At 45.5% G+C, this 24581-nt stretch carries 25 protein-coding genes and 1 riboswitch; of the genes, 4 read left to right on the forward strand and 21 right to left on the reverse strand.

Going from position 1 to position 24581, the window contains the following annotated elements; genetic code table 11:
• Window position 1: 1 nt before the first annotated feature.
• From sucD to sdhC, 8 genes are all read right to left on the reverse strand, one after another.
• Entirely contained in the window at window positions 2-874 is an 873-nt protein-coding gene (gene sucD, locus ACXAGP_RS01375) for a succinate--CoA ligase subunit alpha (protein ID WP_338292851.1), read from the reverse strand.
• Window positions 874-2040: an ADP-forming succinate--CoA ligase subunit beta gene (gene sucC, locus ACXAGP_RS01380; protein ID WP_338292852.1), complete on the reverse strand. Its 1167-nt coding sequence runs from the start codon at window positions 2038-2040 to the stop codon at window positions 874-876. Before sucC ends, sucD begins: the two co-directional genes overlap by 1 nt.
• Window positions 2041-2151: 111 nt before the next feature.
• Window positions 2152-3633: a 2-oxoglutarate dehydrogenase complex dihydrolipoyllysine-residue succinyltransferase gene (gene odhB / locus ACXAGP_RS01385; RefSeq protein ID WP_475259059.1), complete on the reverse strand. Its 1482-nt coding sequence runs from the start codon at window positions 3631-3633 to the stop codon at window positions 2152-2154.
• Window position 3634: 1 nt separating this feature from the next.
• Window positions 3635-6457, reverse strand: coding sequence for a 2-oxoglutarate dehydrogenase E1 component (locus ACXAGP_RS01390; RefSeq protein WP_475259060.1), 2823 nt, complete (start codon window positions 6455-6457; stop codon window positions 3635-3637).
• A 133-nt stretch (window positions 6458-6590) separates the two neighbouring features.
• Window positions 6591-7301, reverse strand: a complete 711-nt coding sequence (locus ACXAGP_RS01395; protein WP_475259061.1) for a succinate dehydrogenase iron-sulfur subunit — start codon at window positions 7299-7301, stop codon at window positions 6591-6593.
• 11 nt (window positions 7302-7312) lie between these two features.
• The gene (gene sdhA, locus ACXAGP_RS01400; protein WP_475259062.1) at window positions 7313-9079 is read right to left on the reverse strand and encodes a succinate dehydrogenase flavoprotein subunit; all 1767 of its coding nucleotides are present in this window, start codon (window positions 9077-9079) and stop codon (window positions 7313-7315) included.
• Window positions 9080-9427 (reverse strand): succinate dehydrogenase, hydrophobic membrane anchor protein, encoded by a 348-nt coding sequence (sdhD, locus tag ACXAGP_RS01405; protein ID WP_475259063.1) that lies wholly within the window; start codon window positions 9425-9427, stop codon window positions 9080-9082.
• Window positions 9421-9795: a succinate dehydrogenase, cytochrome b556 subunit gene (gene sdhC / locus ACXAGP_RS01410; RefSeq protein ID WP_338292858.1), complete on the reverse strand. Its 375-nt coding sequence runs from the start codon at window positions 9793-9795 to the stop codon at window positions 9421-9423. Before sdhC ends, sdhD begins: the two co-directional genes overlap by 7 nt.
• 442 nt (window positions 9796-10237) lie before the next feature.
• On the opposite strand from sdhC, the gene gltA reads away from it, so the two are divergent.
• Complete coding sequence (gene gltA / locus ACXAGP_RS01415; RefSeq protein ID WP_475259064.1) at window positions 10238-11518, forward strand: citrate synthase; 1281 nt, start codon at window positions 10238-10240, stop codon at window positions 11516-11518.
• Window positions 11519-11708: 190 nt separating this feature from the next.
• Here the strand turns inward: gltA and ACXAGP_RS01420 are convergent, their stop codons facing one another.
• The 4 genes from ACXAGP_RS01420 to ACXAGP_RS01435 all read right to left on the reverse strand — a co-directional run bounded on the left by ACXAGP_RS01420 (window position 11709) and on the right by ACXAGP_RS01435 (window position 17232).
• Window positions 11709-12560 carry a DUF2306 domain-containing protein gene (locus ACXAGP_RS01420; RefSeq protein ID WP_475259065.1) on the reverse strand — a complete coding sequence of 284 codons (852 nt, stop codon included), beginning with the start codon at window positions 12558-12560 and terminating at the stop codon, window positions 11709-11711.
• A 356-nt stretch (window positions 12561-12916) separates the two neighbouring features.
• Window positions 12917-15223 carry a TonB-dependent receptor gene (locus tag ACXAGP_RS01425; RefSeq protein WP_475259066.1) on the reverse strand — a complete coding sequence of 769 codons (2307 nt, stop codon included), beginning with the start codon at window positions 15221-15223 and terminating at the stop codon, window positions 12917-12919.
• 336 nt (window positions 15224-15559) lie between these two features.
• Window positions 15560-16558 (reverse strand): adenosine deaminase, encoded by a 999-nt coding sequence (gene add, locus ACXAGP_RS01430; protein WP_475259067.1) that lies wholly within the window; start codon window positions 16556-16558, stop codon window positions 15560-15562.
• Window positions 16559-16596: 38 nt separating this feature from the next.
• Window positions 16597-17232 carry a LuxR C-terminal-related transcriptional regulator gene (locus ACXAGP_RS01435; protein ID WP_475259068.1) on the reverse strand — a complete coding sequence of 212 codons (636 nt, stop codon included), beginning with the start codon at window positions 17230-17232 and terminating at the stop codon, window positions 16597-16599.
• A 189-nt stretch (window positions 17233-17421) separates the two neighbouring features.
• On the opposite strand from ACXAGP_RS01435, the gene cmoA reads away from it, so the two are divergent.
• The 3 genes from cmoA to ACXAGP_RS01450 all read left to right on the forward strand — a co-directional run bounded on the left by cmoA (window position 17422) and on the right by ACXAGP_RS01450 (window position 19611).
• Window positions 17422-18159: a carboxy-S-adenosyl-L-methionine synthase CmoA gene (cmoA, locus tag ACXAGP_RS01440; protein WP_475259069.1), complete on the forward strand. Its 738-nt coding sequence runs from the start codon at window positions 17422-17424 to the stop codon at window positions 18157-18159.
• Between the two features lie 11 nt (window positions 18160-18170).
• Window positions 18171-19136, forward strand: coding sequence for a tRNA 5-methoxyuridine(34)/uridine 5-oxyacetic acid(34) synthase CmoB (gene cmoB, locus ACXAGP_RS01445; RefSeq protein ID WP_475259070.1), 966 nt, complete (start codon window positions 18171-18173; stop codon window positions 19134-19136).
• A gap of 112 nt (window positions 19137-19248) precedes the next feature.
• The gene (locus tag ACXAGP_RS01450; RefSeq protein ID WP_475259072.1) at window positions 19249-19611 is read left to right on the forward strand and encodes a nuclear transport factor 2 family protein; all 363 of its coding nucleotides are present in this window, start codon (window positions 19249-19251) and stop codon (window positions 19609-19611) included.
• 7 nt (window positions 19612-19618) lie between these two features.
• On the opposite strand, the gene ACXAGP_RS01455 is transcribed toward ACXAGP_RS01450, so the two are convergent.
• The 9 genes from ACXAGP_RS01455 to ACXAGP_RS01495 all read right to left on the reverse strand — a co-directional run bounded on the left by ACXAGP_RS01455 (window position 19619) and on the right by ACXAGP_RS01495 (window position 24567).
• A complete protein-coding gene (locus ACXAGP_RS01455) occupies window positions 19619-20152 on the reverse strand; it encodes an AAA family ATPase (protein ID WP_475259502.1) in 534 nt (177 codons plus the stop codon).
• 34 nt (window positions 20153-20186) lie between these two features.
• Complete coding sequence (gene moaE / locus ACXAGP_RS01460; protein WP_475259073.1) at window positions 20187-20642, reverse strand: molybdopterin synthase catalytic subunit MoaE; 456 nt, start codon at window positions 20640-20642, stop codon at window positions 20187-20189.
• Window positions 20643-20644: 2 nt separating this feature from the next.
• Window positions 20645-20890 carry a molybdopterin converting factor subunit 1 gene (gene moaD / locus ACXAGP_RS01465; RefSeq protein WP_475259075.1) on the reverse strand — a complete coding sequence of 82 codons (246 nt, stop codon included), beginning with the start codon at window positions 20888-20890 and terminating at the stop codon, window positions 20645-20647.
• A complete protein-coding gene (gene moaC, locus ACXAGP_RS01470) occupies window positions 20884-21417 on the reverse strand; it encodes a cyclic pyranopterin monophosphate synthase MoaC (RefSeq protein WP_475259076.1) in 534 nt (177 codons plus the stop codon). Before moaC ends, moaD begins: the two co-directional genes overlap by 7 nt.
• A gap of 12 nt (window positions 21418-21429) precedes the next feature.
• On the reverse strand, window positions 21430-21933 hold the full coding sequence (gene moaB / locus ACXAGP_RS01475; protein ID WP_475259077.1) for a molybdenum cofactor biosynthesis protein B: 504 nt from the start codon (window positions 21931-21933) through the stop codon (window positions 21430-21432).
• A 19-nt stretch (window positions 21934-21952) separates the two neighbouring features.
• Window positions 21953-22921, reverse strand: coding sequence for a GTP 3',8-cyclase MoaA (gene moaA, locus ACXAGP_RS01480; protein ID WP_475259078.1), 969 nt, complete (start codon window positions 22919-22921; stop codon window positions 21953-21955).
• Window positions 22910-23126: riboswitch (molybdenum cofactor riboswitch) on the reverse strand. Its footprint overlaps the gene before it by 12 nt.
• 102 nt (window positions 23127-23228) lie before the next feature.
• Complete coding sequence (locus ACXAGP_RS01485) at window positions 23229-23642, reverse strand: SufE family protein (RefSeq protein ID WP_475259079.1); 414 nt, start codon at window positions 23640-23642, stop codon at window positions 23229-23231.
• Window positions 23643-23668: 26 nt separating this feature from the next.
• On the reverse strand, window positions 23669-24202 hold the full coding sequence (gene sufT / locus ACXAGP_RS01490; protein WP_475259080.1) for a putative Fe-S cluster assembly protein SufT: 534 nt from the start codon (window positions 24200-24202) through the stop codon (window positions 23669-23671).
• Between the two features lie 8 nt (window positions 24203-24210).
• The gene (locus tag ACXAGP_RS01495) at window positions 24211-24567 is read right to left on the reverse strand and encodes a HesB/IscA family protein (protein ID WP_475259081.1); all 357 of its coding nucleotides are present in this window, start codon (window positions 24565-24567) and stop codon (window positions 24211-24213) included.
• Window positions 24568-24581: the final 14 nt, after the last annotated feature.

Consider the following 24581-nt stretch of genomic DNA (forward strand, 5'->3'; position numbering starts at 1 on the left):
ATTACCAACCAGTAATTTCACGCAATGCTTTACCGATGTCAGCCAGTGAGCGCACTGTTTTAACACCTGCAGCTTCAAGTGCTGCGAATTTGTCATCTGCAGTACCTTTACCGCCAGCAATGATGGCACCAGCATGACCCATACGCTTGCCAGGAGGCGCAGTAACACCTGCAATATAAGAAACAACCGGCTTAGTTACGTTTTCTTTGATAAACGCAGCCGCCTCTTCTTCTGCAGTACCACCGATTTCACCGATCATAACAATGGCTTCGGTACCATCGTCGTCCTGGAACATTTGCAGCACATCAATGAAGTTAGAGCCAGGGATTGGATCACCACCGATACCAACACAGGTAGACTGACCAAAACCTTCGTCTGTAGTTTGCTTGACCGCTTCGTAAGTTAATGTACCTGAACGAGATACAATACCCACTTTACCCGGTAAGTGAATGTGACCCGGCATGATACCGATTTTACATTCACCCGGAGTGATCACGCCTGGGCAGTTTGGACCAATCATACGCACGCCTTTCTGGGTTACGTATTCTTTAACATAAAGCATGTCCAGCGTTGGAATACCTTCAGTAATACAAACAATCAGTTCGATGCCGGCATCAGCAGCTTCGATGATTGAATCTTTACAGAAAGGTGCAGGTACGTAGATTACTGTTGCAGTTGCGCCAGTGGCTTCTACAGCTTCACGTACCGTATTAAATACAGGTAAACCTAAGTGCTCAGTACCACCTTTACCTGGCGTTACACCGCCAACCATTTGCGTACCGTAAGCAATTGCTTGCTCAGAGTGGAAAGTACCCTGACCACCAGTAAATCCCTGGCAGATAACTTTAGTATCTTTATTAATTAATACAGACATTATTTGCCCTCCGCTGCTTTAACTACTTGCTGAGCTGCGTCAGTCAAACTTGTAGCAGCAATAATATCCAGACCAGAATTCGCTAACACTTCGCGACCCAAATCGGCATTTGTACCTTCAAGGCGAACCACAACAGGCACTTCAACACCGACTTCTTTAACCGCGCCAATGATACCTTCAGCAATCATGTCACAACGTACGATGCCACCAAAGATGTTTACCAATACCGCTTTTACATTGTCATCAGACAAGATAATTTTAAATGCTTCAGCAACGCGCTCTTTTGTGGCACCGCCACCCACGTCAAGGAAGTTTGCAGGCTTACCACCGTGCAAATTAACGATATCCATGGTACCCATCGCCAGGCCCGCACCGTTAACCATACAACCTACGTTTCCGTCTAGAGCAACGTAGTTTAACTCCCACTGAGCCGCATGTGCTTCACGGGCGTCTTCCTGTGAAGGATCGTGCATTTCTTTCAGCTTAGGCTGACGGTACATGGCATTGCTGTCGATGCCTACTTTGGCATCCAGGCAGTGTAAATCACCATCAGTTTTAACAACTAACGGGTTGATTTCGATTAGGGCAACGTCAAGATCTTCAAACATTTTCGCCAGACCCATGAAGATCTTGGTGAATTGTTTAATTTGTACACCTTTCAGGCCTAGTTTAAAGGCCATTTCACGCGCCTGGTAAGGCTGTGGACCAACGATTGGATCGATAGGCGCTTTCAAGATTTTCTCTGGCGTTTCTTCCGCTACGGTTTCGATATCCACACCGCCTTCAGTTGAAGCCATGAATACTACGCGACGCGTACCGCGATCAACAACGGCACCTAAGTACAGTTCATCAGCGATATCAGTGCAGGACTCTACTAAGATCTTGCTTACTGGCTGACCGTTTTCGTCAGTCTGGAAAGTAACCAGGTTTTGACCTAACCACTTTTGCGCAAACTCTTTGATTTCTTCTTTACTTTTTACCAGCTTAACGCCGCCCGCTTTACCGCGACCACCGGCATGTACCTGACATTTAACAACCCACTCGTTGCCGCCGATGCTATCTGCAGCTTCTGCAGCTGCCTGTGGAGTGTCGGTTGCATAACCTTCTGAGACGGGCAAGCCATATTCTTTAAATAGCTGTTTACCCTGATATTCATGCAAATTCATGGTGAAATTTCCGTGATTATTTAAAAACTGTCGAATTGATCGACCTGAAATATTAAGTCAGCGTGCTTCCTTGCAGCAATAAAGTAATGCCGTCAAAGACGGCATACTTACTTATACATCCAACAATAAGCGTGTCGGGTCTTCCAGCATTTCTTTAACAGTTACGAGGAAGCCGACGGACTCTTTACCATCGATGATTCTGTGGTCGTAAGACAGCGCCAGATACATCATAGGCAGAATCTCTACTTTGCCGTCCACTGCCATAGGTCTGTCCTGAATCTTATGCATACCCAAGATGGCGCTTTGCGGTGGGTTGATGATAGGCGTAGACATCAATGAACCAAATACACCGCCGTTGGTAATTGTGAAATTACCGCCGGTGAGTTCATCCATAGTCAATTTACCATCACGGCCTTTTAGTGCCAGACTCTTAATACCTTTTTCGATACCTGCCAGACCCAATTGGTCGCAGTCTTTCAAAACAGGTGTTACCAGTCCGCGAGGTGTAGAAACCGCAATCGAAACGTCGAAATAATTGTGGTAACAAATATCATCACCATCAATTGACGCGTTTACTTCAGGATAACGCTTAAGCGCTTCGGTTACCGCTTTTACATAGAACGACATAAACCCAAGACGGATACCATGCTTTTTCTCGAAAACTTCTTGGTATTTCTTACGCAGGTCCATAATGGGCTTCATGTTAACTTCATTAAATGTGGTTAACATGGCAGTGGAGTTTTTCGCTTCCAATAAACGGTTTGCGATAGTTTTACGCAAACGCGTCATTGGCACGCGTTTTTCAGAACGATCAGCCATGGCAACTGGCGCAGCTTCAGTGCTTGCAGCAGCTGGAGCAGGTGCAGCGGAGGCACCTTTTAAGTGTTTCTCAACGTCTTCTTTAGTGATGCGACCGTTTTTACCTGAGCCTTTTATCTTGGCAGGATCAATGTCTTTTTCGGCGAGTAAGCGACGTACTGAAGGACTTAAAACATCATCATCAGAGTCGCTTTCATCTGCAGCAGCGGGAGCCGGTGCAGCGGCACCAGCGCCAGCAGCAAACTTGGCGATAACCTGTTCAGCAGTAACAGTATCCCCCTCATTATGAAGGATTTCAGACAGTGAGCCGTCTGCAGGAGCGACCACCTCAAGAACCACTTTGTCAGTCTCAATATCTACTAAGTTTTGATCGCGTGACACTGCTTCACCTGGTTGTACATGCCAGGTTGCTATTGTTGCATCTGCTACCGATTCAGGTAACACAGGTACTTTAATATCCACTGATTCACCTTTTGCGCTTTCGCCAGAGTTTGATTGTTCTTTGTTTTCAGCTTTGGGAGCAGGTGCAGCAGCTGCGCCCGCTTCCACTAAAGCAATGACTTGTTCAGCCAGAACGGTTTCCCCTTCCGGGCTACTAATTTCTGTGACTACACCATCTTCTGGAGCAACCACTTCTAAAACGACTTTATCGGTCTCGATATCCACCAAATTCTGGTCGCGAGATACCTTGTCACCTGGTTTGACATGCCATGTGGCAACCGTTGCATCAGCCACAGATTCCGGCAATACAGGAACTTTAATTTCAATGCTCATTTTAATCCTTATTTAATTCTAGTGCTTCTTCAACCAGTTTCTTCTGTTGCTGGTTATGGACTGATAAATAACCCACAGCTGGCGCTGAAGATGCGGCTCTGCCTGCGTAGGTAACCTTTGCCCCTTCTGGAATAGAGTCCCAGAAGTGGTGCTGACTGCAGTACCAGGCGCCTTGGTTTTGAGGCTCTTCCTGACACCAAATCCAATCTTTAACATGCTTATAGCGCTCCACCATCTTTTCAACCTCGTCATGAGGGAAAGGATAAAGCTGTTCGATACGCACAATGGCGACGTCTTCGATTTCATTTTTGCGGCGATAGTCTAACAAATCGTAGTAAACCTTACCGGAACACATGACAACCCGTTTTACTTTAGCCGGTTTAATGTCATCTATTTCATCGATAACGTTGTGGAACACACCTGAGGCAAGTTCTTCCATAGAAGAAACGGCTTGCGGGTGACGCAATAGCGATTTAGGCGACATTACGATTAGCGGGCGACGCATAGGACGAACCGCTTGTCTGCGCAACATGTTGTAAACCTGAGCTGGTGTAGAGGGCACACATACTTGCCAGTTATGGTCGGCACAAAGCTGTAAGAAACGCTCTAATCTGGCAGAGCTGTGTTCCGGCCCCTGGCCTTCGTAACCGTGAGGTAGTAAAAGTGTCAAACCGCACAGACGTCCCCATTTGTGCTCACCAGAACTCAAGAACTGATCGATAACGACCTGGGCACCATTGGCAAAATCACCGAACTGCGCTTCCCAAATCGTCAATGTGCCGGGCTCCGCTGTGGCATAGCCAAACTCAAAAGCCATAACCGCTTCTTCCGACAGCACTGAATCATAAATTTCAAATACCCCCTGCTCTTCAGCGATATGCTGAAGCGGGATGTGCTCCGCAGCATCCAATTGGTTATGCATCACAGCATGACGGTGGAAGAAGGTACCACGACCTGCGTCCTGACCAGTAAAACGGATATCGGTTTTTTCAGCCAGCAAAGTGGCATACGCTAAGGTTTCCGCCGCGCCCCAGTCTAGAGGTTTTTCGCCCTTCATCATGGAGAGTCTGTCTGCGTAGAGCTTGTTCACTCGAGACTGTAGTTTGAAGCCTTCTGGAATTTCACAAACTTTTTCGCCAAGCAGCTTAAGTGTATCAACACTCAAGCTGCCGTCGTAAGGTACGTCCCAATCGTGACCAATATAAGGTGTCCAATCCACTGAGTGCTCAGTCATTGGTCGCCATTCTTCCACAACACAAGCACCGTGATCCAAAGCCGCACGATATTCAGAAATCAATTTTTCCACTTCATGAGCAGTTACCGTGCCTTCTGCGATCAACTGATCGGCATAAATCTGACGAGGTACCGGATGTTTCTTAATTTTTTGATACATCAACGGCTGTGTGGCATTTGGCTCATCAGCCTCGTTGTGACCGTGACGACGGTAACATACCAAATCAATTACCACGTCGCGTTTGAACGTATTGCGATAATCCAATGCCATTTGCGACACAAAGATCACCGCTTCCGGATCGTCTGCGTTTACGTGGAAAATCGGCGCCTGTACCATTTTGGCAATATCAGTACAGTATTGAGTAGAACGCGTGTCTTCCGTTTTAGAAGTTGTGAAACCTACCTGGTTGTTAACCACAATGCGAACCGTTCCGCCAACCTGGAAGCCGCGAGTTTGCGACATGTTGAAAGTTTCTTGTACGACACCCTGGCCTGCAATAGCGGAGTCACCATGGATAGTAATTGGCAAACTCATGGAGCCGTCACTGCAACCACGGCGGTCTAATCTGGCACGAACAGATCCCATAACTACCGGGTTAACGATTTCAAGGTGAGACGGGTTAAATGCCAGCGCTAAGTGAACCGGGCCACCAGGCGTAGCAAAATCAGATGAATAACCCGCGTGGTATTTAACATCACCAGAACCCAATGATTCATCATGTAAGCCTGAAAACTCATCAAACAATACCGATGGGTTTTTACCCAATACATTGACCAGCAAATTCAAGCGACCGCGGTGAGCCATACCAATGACGACTTCTTTTGAACCTGCAGCGCCCGAACCAGATATAAGCGCTTTAACCATAGGCACAAGTGCGTCGCCGCCTTCAAGTGAAAAGCGTTTTGCCCCCGGGAACTTAGCCCCTAAGTACTTCTCCATACCATCAGCAGCAATCAAGCCTTTAAGTACGTTTACTTTTTGCTCTTTAGTCAACGCGGGTTTTGCTTCTGCGGCTTCCAGGTATTGTTGTATCCAACGCTTTTGCTCAGTATTGGTAATGTGCATGTACTCAGCACCAATAGAGCCACAATAAGTGCGATTCAATGATTTGAACAGCTCGCCTAAGGACATTTTTTCTTGTCCTACAGCGTAGGAGCCCAGGTTGAATACAGTATCGAAGTCTTGCTCAGAAAGGCTGTGGTGTGAAAGCTCCAGATCGCGCACCCGCTCTTGTTGCCAAAGGCCTAACGGGTCGAGATTGGCGTGTTGATGACCGCGAAAACGATAAGCGTTAATCAACTGCAGTACTTTAATCTGCTTTTGATCCCCTACTTCGCCGGCCGCAGCAACAGGTGCTCTGGCCGCCAGGCCCATAGCAGCCATCTTTTTAAATTCATCTCGAACTACACTATGACGGGTTTCAATAGAAACTCCATCAACTTTAGGTAGTTTATCAAAAGTGCTTCGCCACTCTTCTGAAACGCTTTGTGGATCTTCCAGGTACGCTTCATAAAGTTCTTCTACATAAGCTGCGTTGCCGCCTGCCATATGTGAAGAATCCCACCACGCTTTCATGACGCTTTCGTGCATTACCGTCCCTTCATCGTATTCGGTTTAAACAGGTATTTGTACAGACTAACAAATCACCAATAAAAAAATAGCCAACCTTAGTCCGATTGGCTATCTACTAATCAAAATAAAACGATTTTACCGCTTTATATTGCTAAACAGCCCGTTGTAACAGCATCGATTTAATTTGACCGATGGCTTTTGTCGGGTTTAGTCCTTTTGGACACACGCTCACGCAGTTCATAATGCCATGACATCTGAACACACTAAATGCGTCATCCAGTTCATTCAAACGCTCGTCCGTGGCAGTGTCACGGCTATCGGCTAAGAAGCGATAGGCATGCAATAAACCTGCAGGACCGATGAACTTGTCTGGGTTCCACCAGAACGAAGGACAAGAAGTTGAGCAACAAGCACACAAAATACATTCGTACAAACCGTCGAGCTTTTCACGCTCTTCAGGTGATTGCAGATGCTCACGCGCTGGCGGTTGCTTAGAATCATTGATCAAAAACGGCTTAACTTTTTCATATTGCGTGTAGAACTGGGTCATATCAATCACCAGGTCACGCACTACCGGTAAGCCTGGCAGAGGACGAATAACGATTTTGCCATTGCCCAAGGCCGATAATGGCGTAATACAAGCCAGACCGTTCTTGCCATTCATGTTCACACCATCGGAGCCACAAACACCTTCTCGGCAAGAACGACGGAAAGATAAAGTTGGATCTTTTTCTTTCAGTGCCAGCAGTGCATCAAGCACCATCATATCCTGGCCTTCTTCCACTTCCAGCTGATAGTCCTGCATATGAGGCGCACTATCAACGTCAGGATTGTAACGATAAACGGAAATCTCTCTTATCATTGTCTTGCTCCTTAGTAAGTACGCGTCTTAGGTGGAAATGCTTCACGAGTTTTAGGCGTCATGTTGACGTCACGCTTGCGCATAGACTCAGATTCAGGCAAGTACACCGAGTGGCACAACCAGTTAGCGTCATCGCGGTCTGGGTAATCAAATCGACTATGCGCACCACGACTTTCCGTTCTGAAATTCGCCGCTACTGCAGTTGCGTAGGCAGTTTCCATCAGATTGTCCAGTTCCAGACACTCAATACGCTGAGTGTTGAATTCCGAACTCTTGTCGTCCAAACGTGCGTGCTGTAAGCGCTCGCGAATCTCTTTCAATTCTTTCAGGCCTGTTGCCATCGCATCGCCTTCACGGAATACAGAGAAGTTCAGCTGCATGCACTGCTGCATGTCTTTCTTGATTTGAACTGGATCTTCACCTTTTTCTGATGATTCCCAACGATTAAAGCGTGCCAGAGCGGCTTCAAGGTCAGACTCAGATGCATCACGCGAGGTATCGGCTTCATTAAGCGCTTCACCAAGGTGTAGGCCTGTTGCACGGCCAAATACCACCAGGTCAAGTAACGAGTTACCACCCAGACGATTGGCACCGTGTACTGATACACAGGCGATTTCACCACAAGCGAATAAACCTTTAACCACTTTCTCGGTACCGTCTTCCGCAATTGTTAAGCATTGGCCATCAACATTGGTGGGAATACCACCCATCATATAGTGACAAGTTGGTATGACCGGAATCGGCTCTTTTACTGGATCAACGTGTGCAAAGGTACGGGATAATTCCAAGATACCCGGCAAGCGTGACTCAAGCACATCTTTACCCAGATGGTCTAGTTTCAGTTTAATGTGAGTACCCCATGGGCCTTCACAACCACGACCTTCGCGAATTTCTGTCATCATTGAACGGGCTACCACGTCACGACCAGCCAGATCTTTGGCATTTGGTGCGTAGCGCTCCATGAAGCGTTCACCGTCTTTGTTTAACAGGTAACCACCTTCACCGCGACAACCTTCTGTCACTAGCGTACCAGCACCTGCAATACCCGTTGGGTGGAACTGCCACATTTCCATGTCTTGCAAACATACGCCTGCACGCAGTGCCATACCCACGCCGTCACCTGTGTTGATGTGAGCATTAGTCGTTGAGGCATAAATACGGCCAGCACCGCCAGTTGCTAATACAACCGCTCGGGACTTGAAGTAAACCACTTCGCCAGTTTCAATATCGATTGCGGTACAACCAACAACATCACCGTCCTGGTTTTTCACCAGATCCAGTGCATACCACTCGCTGAATACTTTCGTTTTGTTCTTTACGTTTTGCTGATAAAGCAAGTGCAGTAACGCGTGACCTGTACGGTCAGCCGCTGCTGCGGTACGAGCACCCTGCTCGCCACCAAAATTCTTAGATTGACCACCAAACGGACGCTGGTAGATTTTACCATTTTCAAAACGTGAAAAAGGTAAACCCATGTTTTCCATTTCAATAATGGCTTCAGGGCCAGTTTTACACATATACTCGATAGCGTCCTGGTCACCGATGTAGTCGGAACCTTTAACGGTATCGTACATGTGCCATTCCCAGTTATCTTCGTGGGCATTTCCCAAGGCAACAGTAATACCACCCTGTGCGGATACAGTGTGCGAACGCGTCGGAAACACTTTAGACAACAGCGCACAAGATTTACCTGATTGAGATATTTGTAAAGCGGCTCTCATACCAGCACCACCGGCACCAATTACTACCGCATCAAATTCATGAACAGCGACTTTCACTTACACACCCCACAAAACAAACAAACCCACTGCTACGTATGCAAATGCAATCAGGTTTAATAAATACTGAACAACAATACGAACACGGTGCGGCTTAACGTAATCGGTAAGCACTTGCCATAAACCAATGCGCACATGAATCATGATGGATACCAGCGCGGCCAGGGTGAATACTTTCACACCGAGATTGGAGAAAAATCCCGACCATACTTCAAAAGTAATTTCAGGTGTTGTTGCGAAGAACCACAGCATGAAGATGCTGTAGGCTAAAATAACAATTGCGGTAGTACGCAAAGATACGAAATCTTGTACACCGTCTCGTTTCAGGCTTGCCTGGTTAGTTACCATATCATTACTCCCATCACTGCGGTCAGTACAACCCACAGGCCAATAATGAATTTAGCGCTGTTGTTGCCGGACTCTAATTCTTCGAAATGTCCCATGTCCATAAACATATGACGGACACCGCCAAGAATGTGGTAAGTCAGTGCCGATACTGTACCGATCACTAATAGCTTACCAATAACGCCACTCATCAACTCACTGACATTAGCAAAACCTTCTGGTGAGGTTAATGAGCATGCCCAAGCTCCAATCACCAACAACAAAGCAAAAAATAATGCTACGCCTGTTACACGGTGAAGAATGGAAACCAGAGCAGATGGGGGAAAACTAATCGTATTAAGTTCTAAATTTACGGGTCTTTGTTTTTTCACGATTTGTCGCCAACCTGGAATGTTTATTTTGTTGACTCATTTGTTACCACAACATATGAGTGTTCCACATTGAATGTAGCCATCTCTTGTTCACATCACATTGATACATACGTATGTAGTGCAAATTGGATTTTTACATTTTATTAACGAAATCACCTTGCAGACCAATAACAGCGCCAGCCCGGCAGATTTACGTTGTCGCACTGAAGTATATCCATGGGTTTCAGGAAATACAATTTTTGTTACGTATCAAAGACGTGATTGTTAAAATTTTGAGCAATGTGATCAAAGTTTTAGAAATATGCATACTTAGCAATGAAATCCGCATTAAAATTTGCTTATACTATAGGGATAAAGTAAAACTACCGTCTACTTTAAGAGCCTCGTCCATAATTGACGAATCAATGAGCGCCCCCCTAGAACTTTCTAAAGGAGAATTTTTATGGCAGCTGATACAGCCATATTAAAAGTTGGTGATAAAGAAATTGAACTGCCGGTACACACAGGTACTGCAGGAAACCCGGTAATTGATGTTAGAAAATTGGGTTCCATCGGGCACTTCACTTTCGACCCAGGTTTTATGGCCACAGGCTCATGCGAGTCATCTATTACCTTTATTGATGGCGAAAAAGGCGTCTTGTTACACAGAGGCTACTCAATTGAGGAGTTAGCACGAGACGCCGATTACCTGGAAGTGTGCTACATGTTGTTACATGGTGAAGCACCAGACGCGGCGACATACGCTGAGTTCAAGAGCACCATCACGCGCCATACTATGGTGCATGAAACCATGACTAACTTCTTCCACGGTTTCCGTCCTGATGCCCATCCTATGGCTATGTTGTGCGGTACTGTGGGTGCCATGTCATCTTTCTACCACGACGACCTTGATGTTAGCGATCCTGAGAAACGTCTGCGCAGTGCCTATCGTTTAGTAGCTAAAATGCCAACCTTGGTGGCCATGGCTTATAAACACAATATTGGTCAACCTTTTGTATATCCGCGCAACGATCTGTCTTACGCTGAAAACTTCCTGAACATGATGTTCTCCGTACCAGCTGAAGAGTACAAAATCAGCCCGGCAGTGGCACGTGCTGTTGATCGCATATTCACCTTACACGCCGATCACGAGCAAAATGCTTCGACTTCTACCGTGCGTTTGGCAGGTTCATCAGGTGCCAACCCTTATGCCTGTATCGCTGCGGGTGTTGCATCACTTTGGGGGCCTGCTCACGGTGGTGCTAACGAAGCGTGCTTAAACATGTTGGAAGAGATTGGCACAGTAGATCGCATTCCTGAGTTCATCGCGAAAGCAAAAGATAAAAACGATCCCTTCCGTCTGATGGGCTTTGGTCACCGTGTTTATAAGAACTACGACCCGCGCGCTACAGTAATGCGTGAAAGCTGTCACGAAGTGCTATCTGAACTGGAAGTAAAAGATCCATTATTGCAGGTGGCAATGGAACTGGAAAAAATCGCGCTTGAAGACGAATATTTCGCCTCTAAGAAGTTGTTCCCGAACGTAGATTTCTACTCCGGTATCATTCTTAAAGCGATTGGCATCCCAACTAACATGTTCACTTGTATTTTCGCTCTGGCAAGAACAGTTGGTTGGATTTCTCATTGGCATGAAATGCTAGGCCAGGAAGGTCAGAAAATTGGTCGTCCTCGCCAGCTTTATACTGGTGAAGTGCAACGTCCTTTCCAGCCGATTAAGAAATAAGTCATTTTCGGTAATTAGCCGGAATTATTAAAAAGGCAGAGAAATCTGCCTTTTTTGTGCCCGTAATCAAGAAACTAGCAATAATCAGTCACGCTACTAACCTTCAATTTAATCAGATGAATAGCAGCGGTAATAGCAATTCCATCCATATAATCTTCAGCCATAGCGTTTAACCGTTTAACGAGGTTGATTAAAACACAATCGGCGCGCCGATTGAGAGCTTATGCAAAATGGGCGTAAAGCCAATGATACCAATCAGCATCAACAAGGTAAGTAACACTAACGCTCCATTGGCGATGTACTTAATCACGGCCCGGTTATTCTCTTTGGCGTAAAAGTACAACTGCAACATCATTAATGGCAACAGAAAACAGCCAAACGTCCAGGTAAGAGAGAAAACCGGGAAAAATGAAGAAGGAACGTCCAACACGTTAGCAACAATAAAATAACTCATCATACCGACCCTTAAAAACCACTGTGCATTAGAAACAAGAAACAATCTCAAGGCCCATTTTCGGTGTACCGCTATGTCTCTTTTTCTTGCGTAATGCACTGTCAAAAACGCAAACACTATGATTAAAATACCATTGATAGTAGTGCCAATAGCAGAATGCATGTTCGGGCTGGTACCACGGATCCACACCAGATAAAAGCCAGATAGTGCAAGCGCCAAAACCGTTGTTAAATAAACATAACCTGTATATTTGTGAAATCTTGGAAATCGGTTTCGCACTTGTGGCATTAGCTGAAATACTCCAGCAAAAGCAATAATTCCGGCACCTATGGCATGGCTGGCAAAGGCGAAGTTACCCATTGTGTCCTCTGGTTTAAAGGGAGTACTACCAAAAGGTTCAAAACGGTTCCAAATCTCCAGGTTGCCAGAAACAACTGAATAAAGATAAAACGCGATAATAAACAAAAAGAAAATCCACTGCCCCGCCAAAATAGAGGTAAACCAGAATATCGTTGAGCGATGTAGCCACTTATCCGGTGCCCTGGCAGTAATTGTCGATGAAGTTTTGATTTGAGCCTGTTCCAACATTTGATCCTCATAACTACGGAAATTCACTCAAATAATGTATGAGATGCAGGTGTTGTTCGTTTAAATGGGCCCATTTGCACGTATTTTTGCGTTTTTTGGTCCAAAAGGGATGATGGAAATGCTGAACGTGCACCAGAACATTTGTAGGGGGAGCTTGATCGCCATGGATGGCGTGAATATCTTTTTTTGTAAGTCCTGCTTTAGCTGGACAGCAGAGTTTAAATCAACCACTGTTGTCCGCATCGCCGATTTTTGTTCCTACAACATAGAAATTCGCTTTTGTCCGACTTAAGTCGAACCTACAAAAAAGCCGCCCTGTTTTGGGCGGCTTTTGACGTTCTAACACTTGCTGGTGATTAATAGAATTCTTTGCGGAACTCTACACCCCAAACGCGTGGGTTGTTATCAATCACAGTTAAGTTATTGAAGTCGATAGCACCGCGAAGATTCTCTTCATCAGTAATGTTACGGCCGAATAGAGTCACCGTGTACATGCTATCAAAGTTTTCGTAACCCACTCTTAAACCACCTTCAAATTGAGAATCTGTAGTGAATTCAACAGAGTCGTATAAGAAGATGTTGGTCTCCCCCATGTAAACCCAATCGGTGTAAGCGAAGATTTCACCGCTTTCGATTTCAAAGGAGTAACGTGCAGTGAAACTAAAGTTCGATTCAGGTGCTTGTGGGAACGGGTTGCCATCAACAATCGCCAGACCATTAGAGTCCGTTGGATCAAGCAATGTACACTGCCCCGCACCACAACCAGGTGATACGCGTAGGTCCGGATCATCAATTTCCGTGTCGTTATAGCTGTAACCTGCAGTTAAAGTTAAACCCTCTGCCGCAAGCCAGGTTGCTTCAACTTCAAAACCTTGACCAATACCATTGTCGGCATTAATCAAACGAGTGAAGTTACCGTCACCACCAATGGCAGAAAACTGCATATCTTCAACTTCGTAATGATAAATTGCACCATTTAAACGCAATACACGGTCCAGCAAGTCAGCTTTAAAGCCCACTTCAAATGAGGTGACCGTTTCAGAATCAGCAACAGATGGCGCAGCTTCAAAGGCAACATCACGGCCTTGGATAGTTGGCGCTCTGAAACCCACAGCGGCACGAGCATACACACTCACATCGCGGTTGATGGTATGATTGATTGAGATATCACCACTTAGCTGGCTATCGTCAACTTCTATATCAGGGTAGTCCTGAACGCTGGCAGCACCAATAACGACAGCGAAACCGTTGACGTTTTGGTCTCCAACTGACAATTGTTTTTCGTCGTTGGTGTAGTTCAAGCCCACTGTCAACGTAGTATCATCAGTCATGTCATAGGCCACTTGACCAAAGATAGCCCAAGATTGGTTAGAGTGCGTAACAGTGGTGGCACCGAAGAAACCATCAATAGAGGTTACATCAAATTCCGCGTCAAACACATAGGCACCGATTGTCCAATCCAGATCATCTGGGCCAGATTCAACTAAGCGCACTTCGTGAGTAAACTGGTGTAAATCGTCCAGTCTATCTTGTGTAACAGCACCGAAAGGAATAAAACCCGGGAAGGTTACTGTGGGCGTGCCAAAATTGTCATACTCTGCATAGGTTAATCCTGCAGGTACGTCAGAAGCATCACCAGCGATTATGACACCACCATCAATATCACCCAATGAGTCACCTTCGGCGACATTGTAATCAGTGATAGAAGTCAACGTAATGTTGCTGGTTAACTCGTGATCGATACGCAAAGTTACACCAGTGTTTTCGTAATTCTGTGGGTTGCGATCTTGTCTGCCGTCACCATCCAGGTCGGCATCGTAATAGACCACATCACGGTCATAGTTCTGGTTGAAGTCATTGCTACCAGTACTTAAACCATTGGCGCGGAAAATAGAAGAAGTTCCGTCCAGGTCACGACCATAGGCTTGTAATAACACAGACGTATCCATGTTAACGTCCCACAACAACTGACCACGCCAGGCTAGTTCGTTAAAACCGCCCATCGCATCGTTTTCGCCAGTCCAACCATTGTCAATCCAGTCACCGCGATTTTGCGACAACAAAGAAAAACGGCCAGAAACGTTATCCGTTAGACCACCACCGACAGCGGCTTCTACGTTGAATGTATCCATGGTTGCGACTGAGGCTTCAACGAAAGCTTCAAAATCTTCAGTCGGCTTGCGGGTATCAAATTTAACAATACCTGCTGTGGTGTTACGACCAAACAAGCTACCTTGTGGACCGCGCAACACCTCTACTTGCTCAATATCGAATAAAGGGAAACTCTTCAGGATTACGTTTTCTTTAACTACGTCATCCATAATGATGGACACTGGCTGAGAAGCTGCCAGGTCAAAATCGGTATTACCTAAACCACGCAGGTAAAAACGAGGGGCGACACGACCGTTGGAAGATTCTGCATTCAAACCCGGCGCTCTTGCTGCCAAAGAAAGAATATCGTCACCACCAGAGAAAATCGCTTCGAACTTTTCACCATTTAGCGCAGAAATGGAAATTGGAACATCCTGGATGCTCTGGGTTCTTTTCTGGGCTTTTACGGTAATGGTTTCAAGACCACTGTTATCGTCGGCTTCTTGGGCTTGAGCACCAAGAGACAGAAGAGCGCACTGTAGTGCAACTGCAATCGCTGATTTTTTAATCATTTGCTGTGTCCATAAAATTTAATGTGTGAGTTTGTTTTTATTCTTATTGTTATGTTCTTTATTTTAATGCTTATTGCAGATATTTCATTGAAAAAGTAAGTAAAAACAGCAGTTTTTTGTAAACAAATGCCGATTTTTTACTAGTTTTTTCTCTGCACTGGTCAGTCTATGCCCAAAACTGCCAAACCACTTGAGTCTCACAGAGATTAACCATTTGGTCAAGATTTGTTTTGATTGCTGCTATTTCAAGCACACTTTGTTGTTAATTCCATCAAAAAAGCCCGGCGGTTGAAATAACCTGCCGGGCTCTAAAAAGATGTTTTTGGAAAAGCGTGTCTACTGTGCTTTGCTGGCCAAAAGCGCCTGTTTTTCTGACTCAGACAAAAACGCCGCTTTAACACCGTTCTCTTGCACCTGACGCAATTGCGCATCAGTCAAACCAATGACATTTTTTGCCACATCGTATTCATGAGGCAAATCGATGTTGGACACTGCCGGGTCGTCGGTATTCAAACTCACCACGATGTCGTTGTCCAAAAAGACCGGCATGGGGCTATCTTTTACCGCTTTAATGGTTGCGGTTTGGTAATTGGAGGTCGGGCAAGATTCCACAGAAATGTTGTTTGTGGCCATGTATTCCATCAACTTCTGATCTTGCGTCGCCGCAACGCCATGACCAATTCGTGTTGCGCCTAACATCTCTATGGCATTCCAGATACTTTGCGGGCCATCGGCTTCTCCAGCGTGCACGGTGATGTTCCACCCCGCATCTCTGCCCTTTTTAAAATGCTCCTGATACTGCACCGCCGGGAAGTTTATTTCATCTCCCGCTAAGTCCAGAGCCACTATTTTATCCTTGTGTACCAGCAGCGAATCCAATTCCGCCATACAGGTCTCAGCACCAAAGGTGCGGCTTAAGATCCCGATAAGATTAGCTTTAACGCCCGTGTCTTTCTCGCCTGTTCTTACACCATCGATTACAGCAGCAACCACGTCTGCCATATTCAGATTGTGATTCATGGCCATGTAGTAGGGAGAAAAGCGCAGCTCAACATAATCGATGCCTTGGCGCTTCGCATCTAGCATATTTTCATAAGCCACAGTGTAACAATCGTCAATATTGGCTAATACTGATACGCCGTAGTCCAGCTTTTGTAAAAAGGCTAACAAATCGCTGGTTTGATCCTGGATTTGGGTCAAAGGGATGAGTTCTTCCAGAGAAGAAGCAGGCAATTCGATGCCGTTTTTGTTGGCGAGACGCCAGATGGTTTCAGGTAAAATATTACCATCAAGGTGACGGTGTAAATCCACCAAAGGAAGATCGGTATTTATCATAGTTGTGTCCCTGGATTGTAAAAATCGAAAGGGAAACGTTAATTGAGTTGTAGCTTCTCTGCAACCAAAACTGCTTGCGTTCTGTTATTCACTTCCAGTTTTTTGAAAATTGCACTGATATGAGCTTTTACTGTTGCTTCAGTAATATTCAGGTCAAACGCGATCTGTTTATTCAACATACCGCCCTGTAAATGCTTCAACACCTGGAATTGTTTTGGGGTAAGTTCCGCCATTCTAGAGGCAATATCAATATCCTCTCTTTCCACTTTTATCAGGTTGTCTCTCATGCACTCTGGCAGCCAGGTAGAGCCACCCAATATGGCTTTGATAGCATTAGCTGTATCTGAAGACGGGGTGGTTTTAGGAATAAAGCCGCGAGCGCCAAAGGCCATCACTTTTGATACTACCGTTGCCGTATCGCTGGCAGATACAACCGCAACAGGTACATCAGGGAAATCTTCGGAAATACGAATAACACCATAGAAGTCTTCACTGCCGGGCATGTGTAAATCCAACAGAACCAAATCAATGTCTTTATTCTGCTCTAACAGCGCGATGGATTCGTCCAAAGTTCCTGCGTGTAAAAACTCTAAACCGTCCAGCAAAGCATTTAATGCCGCTGTTAACGCATCTCTGAACAATGGGTGATCATCTGCTACTATTATTTTTGTCATTCTTGGCCTTATGAAAATCTCTATCACACCTTTGTGGCAATTATGGTGTAGTCTACAACTTTAGTCTAATAATTTTCATGACTGTTTTGTTTCACTCGCAAAAAATTTGTATTTAAGGCAACGAGTTAATGTTTTTGACAACCTTGGTTTTGCGTTAGAATAGTATTTTTTTATCTAACAGCTAAAACATTGACTAAAGATCTCATTTACTCCAAACCGCAAGAAAAAGTCGCTGATTTTAAATTTGATCAGGATGTTGTGGCGGTTTTTCCAGACATGATACAGCGCTCAGTGCCGGGCTATAGCACCATTGTAGATAATATTGGACTTTTAGCTCAACAATTCGCGCAAGACAATAGTACTATTTACGATCTGGGTTGTTCATTAGGTGCTGCCAGCTTATCAGTAAGAAAGTATGCCACTGCCAAGAATATTAAAATACAGGCCATCGACAACAGTGCCGACATGGTAAGCCGCTGTAAAAGTCATCTTGCCGCGTTTAAATCCGATATCCCTGTGATTGTTGAACAGGCCGATGTGCTGGAAACCAAAGTTGAAAACGCTTCGGTTGTTATACTGAATTTCACCTTGCAGTTTATCGCCCCTGAAAAGCGCCAGGAAGTGCTGGAAAACATCTACACCGGGCTCAATCCAGGTGGTGTGCTCATATTGTCTGAAAAAGTTTCCCTGGGGCATTCGACGGCAGACGAAAGCTTGATTGAACTGCACCATGAATTTAAGCGCCGCAATGGTTACAGCGAGCTAGAGATTAGCCAAAAGCGTACTGCTCTTGAAAATGTAATGAAACTGGAGTCCTTGCCGTTTCACCTGAATCGTCTAAAACAAATTGGCTTTTCGGAAACCCTCACCTGGTTCCAGTGCTTTAACTTTGCCTCTATGTTAGCTATCAAACCCCAAAATAACTGAGAAGACGAGCAATGAAGTGGTTTTATGATTTTTACCGGGAAATCGCGGCAACGGATTTAGCTCATTGGCTGGAGACCTTGCCTGCCCATTTAGCCAGATGGCACAAAGAAGCATTACATGGCGATTTTAAGAAGTGGGTAAAATTAGTTGAACAATTACCCGAAACCGCGCCAGCACAGATCAAGTTGACAGACTCAGTGAGCATCGGCAGTGCCAGCGACATCACGAAATATCAGCAGAAACAAATCACCGGACTACTCAAACAGTTTATGCCGTGGCGCAAAGGTCCCTTTTATATTCACGATATCCATATTGATACGGAATGGCGCTCCGATTGGAAATGGGATCGGGTTGCCCCTCACATCTCGTCATTAGCCAACAAAACCGTGCTGGATGTGGGCTGTGGCAGCGGCTATCACATGTGGCGCATGTTAGCGCAAAAGCCTGAAATGGTGGTAGGTATCGATCCAACCCAACTATTTTTAATTCAGTTTCAGGCAATAAAACATTTCGCACCAAATCACCCTATTCATTTATTGCCCTTGGGCATTGAACAAATGCCGGCATTAAGAGCCTTTGATACCGTGTTTTCAATGGGCGTGTTGTATCACCGCAAAAGTCCCTTTGAGTTTTTACAGCAACTCAAAGAACAGCTAAAACCGGGTGGTGAGTTGGTGTTGGAAACCCTGGTAGTGGAAGGCGATGAAAATACCGTTTTGGTTCCGGGTGAACGCTATGCTCAAATGCGCAATGTTTGGTTTATACCCAGTGTTAAGGCTCTGGAACATTGGATGAGTCGAGCGGGATTCAAGAATATCCGCTGCGTCAATCTCGACGAAACCAGCCTTGAAGAACAGCGAGCCACCGACTGGATGACCAGTCACTCCCTGGTGGATTTCCTGGACAAAGAAGACATCAGTAAAACCATAGAAGGCTACCCCGCTCCACTAAGAGCAACGCTGATAGCAAACAGATAATCAGCTGGATACAAAGATGTCACGCACAAGGAAAAGTCTGATGAAAGAGCATATAGGCAAGTGAATTTTTTTTCTTTACACTGGATCCGACTCATCTAAAAAGAGAATTAATATGGATCCTATCTCAACTTTTTTCAGTGCCTGGCAGCTTTCCGAAGAAGATAGCCGGGCAAGTACCATCAAAAGCGCCGTTATTTCTGAAGTGGAATATCACGATCCGCGTACACCCGAAACCATAAATAGCGTTGACGCACTCTGTGCTTATGTCGGTATGTTCAGCGCTAATGCGCCGGGCTGGAAGGCTGAAGTGGTTAAAAGCGATACTATCGGTAATCACACCCGTGTAACCGTGGCCTTTGGCGGCATGGGACCGGATGGCAAGCAAATGGTTCAACACGGGCAGTACTTTGTAGAACTTTCTGACGATCGCATTATCCGAATGACGGGTTTTGCAGGCACGGGGGACCCTGCATAAGGGTTATTTAGGCCCGATGGGCCAACCATTTCTTTATTAGCTTTGTGGTGATATCAGCGGGCAAACTGCCATCCACCACAAAGTCACTGGTGCTTTTAGCCTGAGCCGCTGTCTCGATATAAATCTCTCTAAGATGATCATCATACCTTGCCAGATAAGTTAAAACTTGATTGGCTGAGTCAACGTTAGAGTTATTAATATTGCGCTGTATGACTCGAGACAAGCAAACCTCTAAAGGAGTATTTAGAAACACGGCAACATCAATAAATGCGGCTATGGATTCTCGACATCGAGCGAAGGGTTCTTCAATAAACACATAAGGGTAAGCGTTACCCAACTTCATCGTTTCGATTGCCGTGATAAAACCAGGTGTTTTAAGCTCAGATAAATTGGCCCCCTGCTGCAGCCAGGCTTTCATATCTTTCGGGAAAGTGTGCTTTTCAACATATTCATCGAACAGCAAATAGGGACAGCTGAAGTGTTCTGCCAGTAATTTAACCAGCGTTGTTTTCCCACTACCGGAGGCACCGCTTATGGCCACAACCTTCAATTTTTTCTATCCTTGAAGGCTATACTCACCAGCTATTCGCTTTCTCATCATCGGCGGATTTAGCTTGCACCCAAAATTCACCATCGTTAGTGGTTTCTTTTTTCCAAAAAGGCGCTTTGGTTTTCAGATAATCCATCACAAACTCACAAGCTTGAAAAGCGTCGCCTCGATGAGCACTGGAAACTGCAACAAGCACTATCTGATCTGCCAGTTGCAGCTGACCGACCCGATGAATAATGGTTATCGCATTTGACGGCCAACGCTGTGCAGCTTGCTTAGCTATGTCATTTAAGGCTTTTTCTGTCATGCCGGGATAATGCTCTAATTTAAGCCCGGTAACATTGCGTCCATCATTAAAGTCTCTAACCAAACCGATAAAGCTTACAACGGCACCAGGATCAGCGCTGTCTCCCAGCAATGCTTGATACTCATCCTTCAGAGAGAAGTCATGCTCCTGCACCGATATCTTAATCTGTGCCAAGCTTAACCTCCAGTTACCGGCGGGAAAAACGCCACTTCATCACCAGGTTTAATAACAACATCGTCGCTACTAATGGTTTGATTTACAGCAGCAATAGCCAGTTCACTAGCAATCAATTCTTTCCAAAGTGGCGACCTTTGCGCCAGTATATGGCGTAATTCAGAAACGGTTTTGGGTTGCTCTGCGAGTTCTAATTTATCACACTTGAGCCTTTCTCTAAGCTGTGCGAAAAACAACACGGTTAACATTGAGAGCCTCCTTTATATGACGTGCCCTGCTCTCTGATCCAGTCGCCAGTTTTGCCGCCTGTTTTAGATTGCACTTTGATGTCAGAGATAATCATCTCAGGATCCGCCGCTTTGCACATATCAAACAAAGTTAAACAGGCCACCGATACTGCGGTGAGCGCTTCCATTTCAACGCCCGTTTTACCTGCGAGTTTACACAACGCACGCACATTAATTTGTGACTGGCTCTCATCAGGTTCAAAGTCAACCTGCACTTTACTCAACATCAATGGATGACAAAGGGGAATAAGATCGGCACATTTTTTTGCAGCCTGGATGCCTGCGATTCTGGCCACGGCTAATACATCACCTTTGGCATGACCGCCGGAAACAATTAAGTCAAAGGTTGCTTTGGACATCATTACTCTGCCTGTCGCCACTGCAGCGCGTTGGGTAACCGACTTTTCCGTGACATCTACCATGCTCGCCTCACCTTTGGTATTGATATGGCTAAGCGATGGCGAGTTGAAGGAGTTAGATTCTTGCATAATAAACGCCGCTTAACTGGTTAAATGACCAACGAAATTACAGGGTTTGTGCGCACTATCCAGCTGTTCTTTCAGGATACCGTTCCAACCGGTTTTACATGCCCCCGTGGAGCCCGGCAGGCAAAAAATAGCAGTGCGATTGGCAATACCGCCAAAGGCTCTGGATTGCACGGTAGACGTTCCTATCTCCTGATAAGAAATGTGCCTGAATAGTTCACCGAAGCCTTCAATGTTTTTATCAAACAGTACACTCAGGGCTTCTGGTGTCGTATCCCTGCCGGTAAAACCAGTCCCACCAGTACTCACCACCACCTGAATTTGCTCATCAGCCACCCAGCGTGAAACGATTTCTCTAAGCTTGTATTTATCGTCTATCACTATCGCCTTTTCTGCGATGGAATGGCCGGCTTCGGTAATGGCTTCCACCAAATAGCGTCCCGACGTATCGGTTTCTTCGGTGCGAGTATCAGAAACGGTTAATACCGCGATATTGAGTTTTGTATTTTCAGAATTCATAAATGAGTTTTGCCCTTGTTTATCCACCCAGCATCGCCAGGTGTTTTGTCGCACCAGTTTTTCCCTCGTGCAACCAGTGACTAATTTCTTTTGTCGTAAGTAATTCACTGATTTTGTGCCGTAACGACTGCTCGTCACCATTGGCAATCTCTTCCCTTAATGACAGACCTTGTTCAGCGAACAAACACAAATGTAATTTACCAGTAGCTGAAATTCGTAAACGATTGCAGCTATCACAAAAATCCTTACTGTACGGCATAATAAGTCCGATTTTGCCTGCGTAATCAGGATGATGAAACTCTTGCGCCGGTCCGGCTGATTTGCCCCTGACAATACGCGTCCACCCCTCCTGTAATAAGCGCTGCTTGATGGGTTCACCAGCGATGTGATGTTGTGTGAAAAATTGATGGCTTAGCCCGGTTTCCATCAACTCTATGAATCTCAAAGTGACAGGAGTGTCTTGCAACCAATTCAAAAACTGTTGCAGGCTATTGTCATTCACGCCCTTCATCAAAACAGAATTGATTTTAACGGGAATGCCCATAGCAGCTGCTTTTTCCACGCCTGCGAGAATCGCTTTTAACTTGTCAGCACCAGTAATGCTGTTAAACACGTTAGCATCTAATGAATCGATACTCACATTAATGCCTGCGATGCCCGCTTGATACCAGTCATCAATCACATCAGGGAATCGATAGCCATTGGTGGTGATCACCACTTTTTCAATACCGTCAGTTTCAGCACAAGCTTGGATAATTTGAGGCAGATCTTTTCTCAGAGACGGTTCCCCGCCAGTTAGGCGTATTTTAGAGGTGCCTAAAGAAGCAAATGTGCGGGCAATGGTTTTTATCTCACTAAGAGATAAAAAGTCTCTATCGGAATCACATTGGTAACCATCAGGTAAACAATAATTACAGCGGAAATTACACACGTCCGTTATAGACAGGCGCAGGTAATGAAACCGGCGTCCGTGAGTATCTTGAAGCATTACACACCTTTCCAAGTTAAAGGGCTACCACATCCATTCGGCACCACTTTCGGGAGGCTGTTCGATTTCTCGCAGGTCAGCATCACGACTGACAAACAACCCATGCTTTGCACCATCACCTCATGTAACAGCTTGCAAAGCGGCCAGAGCCCCCTATAACCAGCGATAGCTACTTAGGAACAAAGGCTCGGAGTTTCGTTTTTAGTGATTTTCAAATTACCCCTGACACCGCTTAATTACAATGCCTAATCGTGCATTTAATATATCAATTGGGTTTGAAAGGAATTTGAATGTAAGGCTCAGCCCACTACGGCAATGCCGCAGTGGCGATATTATTAATGCGGGCAACAATCGCTTTTAAGCCATTACCCCGTGTGGGGCTGATGTGCCTTTCCAGATCTAACTGTTGGAAATAATCATCAATATCAAAGGCGAGGATATCTTGCGGCGATTTGTTGTTATAAGCCGCAAGCACAAGCACTAAAAGGCCTTTAACAATGACGGCATCGCTATCCACCAGAAACTGGATGCGCTCTTTATCACCGCCAATTTCCAACCAGACATTGCTTTGACAGCCCTTTACAAGGCGGTCAGGGGTTTGCAACTCAGCGGGAAATGGCTCAAGAGCTTTACCCAAATCAATGATATATTTATAGCGCTCTTCCCAGCTATCAAAAAATGCCAGGTCGTCAAGAATTTCGTCAGTAGTGGGTAGACTCATAGATTACAAACTGTCTTTTGCTTAAATTAGAAAAACAGGCCAGCTTCCAGCTGCGCCTCTTCGGACATCATATCTTTTGTCCAAGGTGGATCAAATACCAGATTAACCTTTACCGCAGTAACATTAGGGACTTTTGCTACACGATATTTTACGTCACTGATAAGCACCGGCCCCATACCACAGCCAGGTGCGGTCAGAGTCATGTCAATAGTAACCAGACCACTGTCCTGATCAATATCGACTTTGTAGATCAATCCAAGAGACACCAGGCTGATGGGAATTTCAGGATCGAAGATAGTATCTAGCGCCTGATTAACCTGTTCTTCCAATATCCCTTCGTGCTCAATAGAATCAAAACTGAGCTCTTCTGGTTTCATGCCAATGGCATCACCGTCAGTACCATCAATGCGCAGCATATTACCCATCCAGGTGACAGTGTAGTTGCCACCAAGGGCTTGATTTATGGTTACAAACTGGTTTGCGGGAATTGTGGTCTGTTCTCCCGAAGGCACACGCCTGGCCGGGCACTCTCGCTGAGTTACCACCATTTTTTTCTGCATCGGAATGATTAACCTACGTTAAAGCTTTCGCCGCAGCCACATTCACTGACGACATTGGGATTATTGAAACGGATCTCACCGTTGATCCCTACGGTGACATAGTCAATTTCGGTATCTTGTACCAATGGCGCAGCATCTGCAGCCACCAGGATAACCATGCCATTATCCAGGGTAATTTCTAAATCGTTCGCTTTTTTTTCTTCAACCGCATCTAGCGTGTACGCATATCCAGAACAACCACTGACTTTAGTGCCTAAGCGGATCATTTTATCCTGACTATCACCCAGCATTTTGGCAAAATGCGTCTTGGCTGAATCAGTAACGGTTACCAGCGCGGCTGTTGGATCGAAAGTATTTACCGACATATTAATTTCTCTTA

This window comes from Planctobacterium sp. AWM4_229 (genome assembly GCF_056160305.1).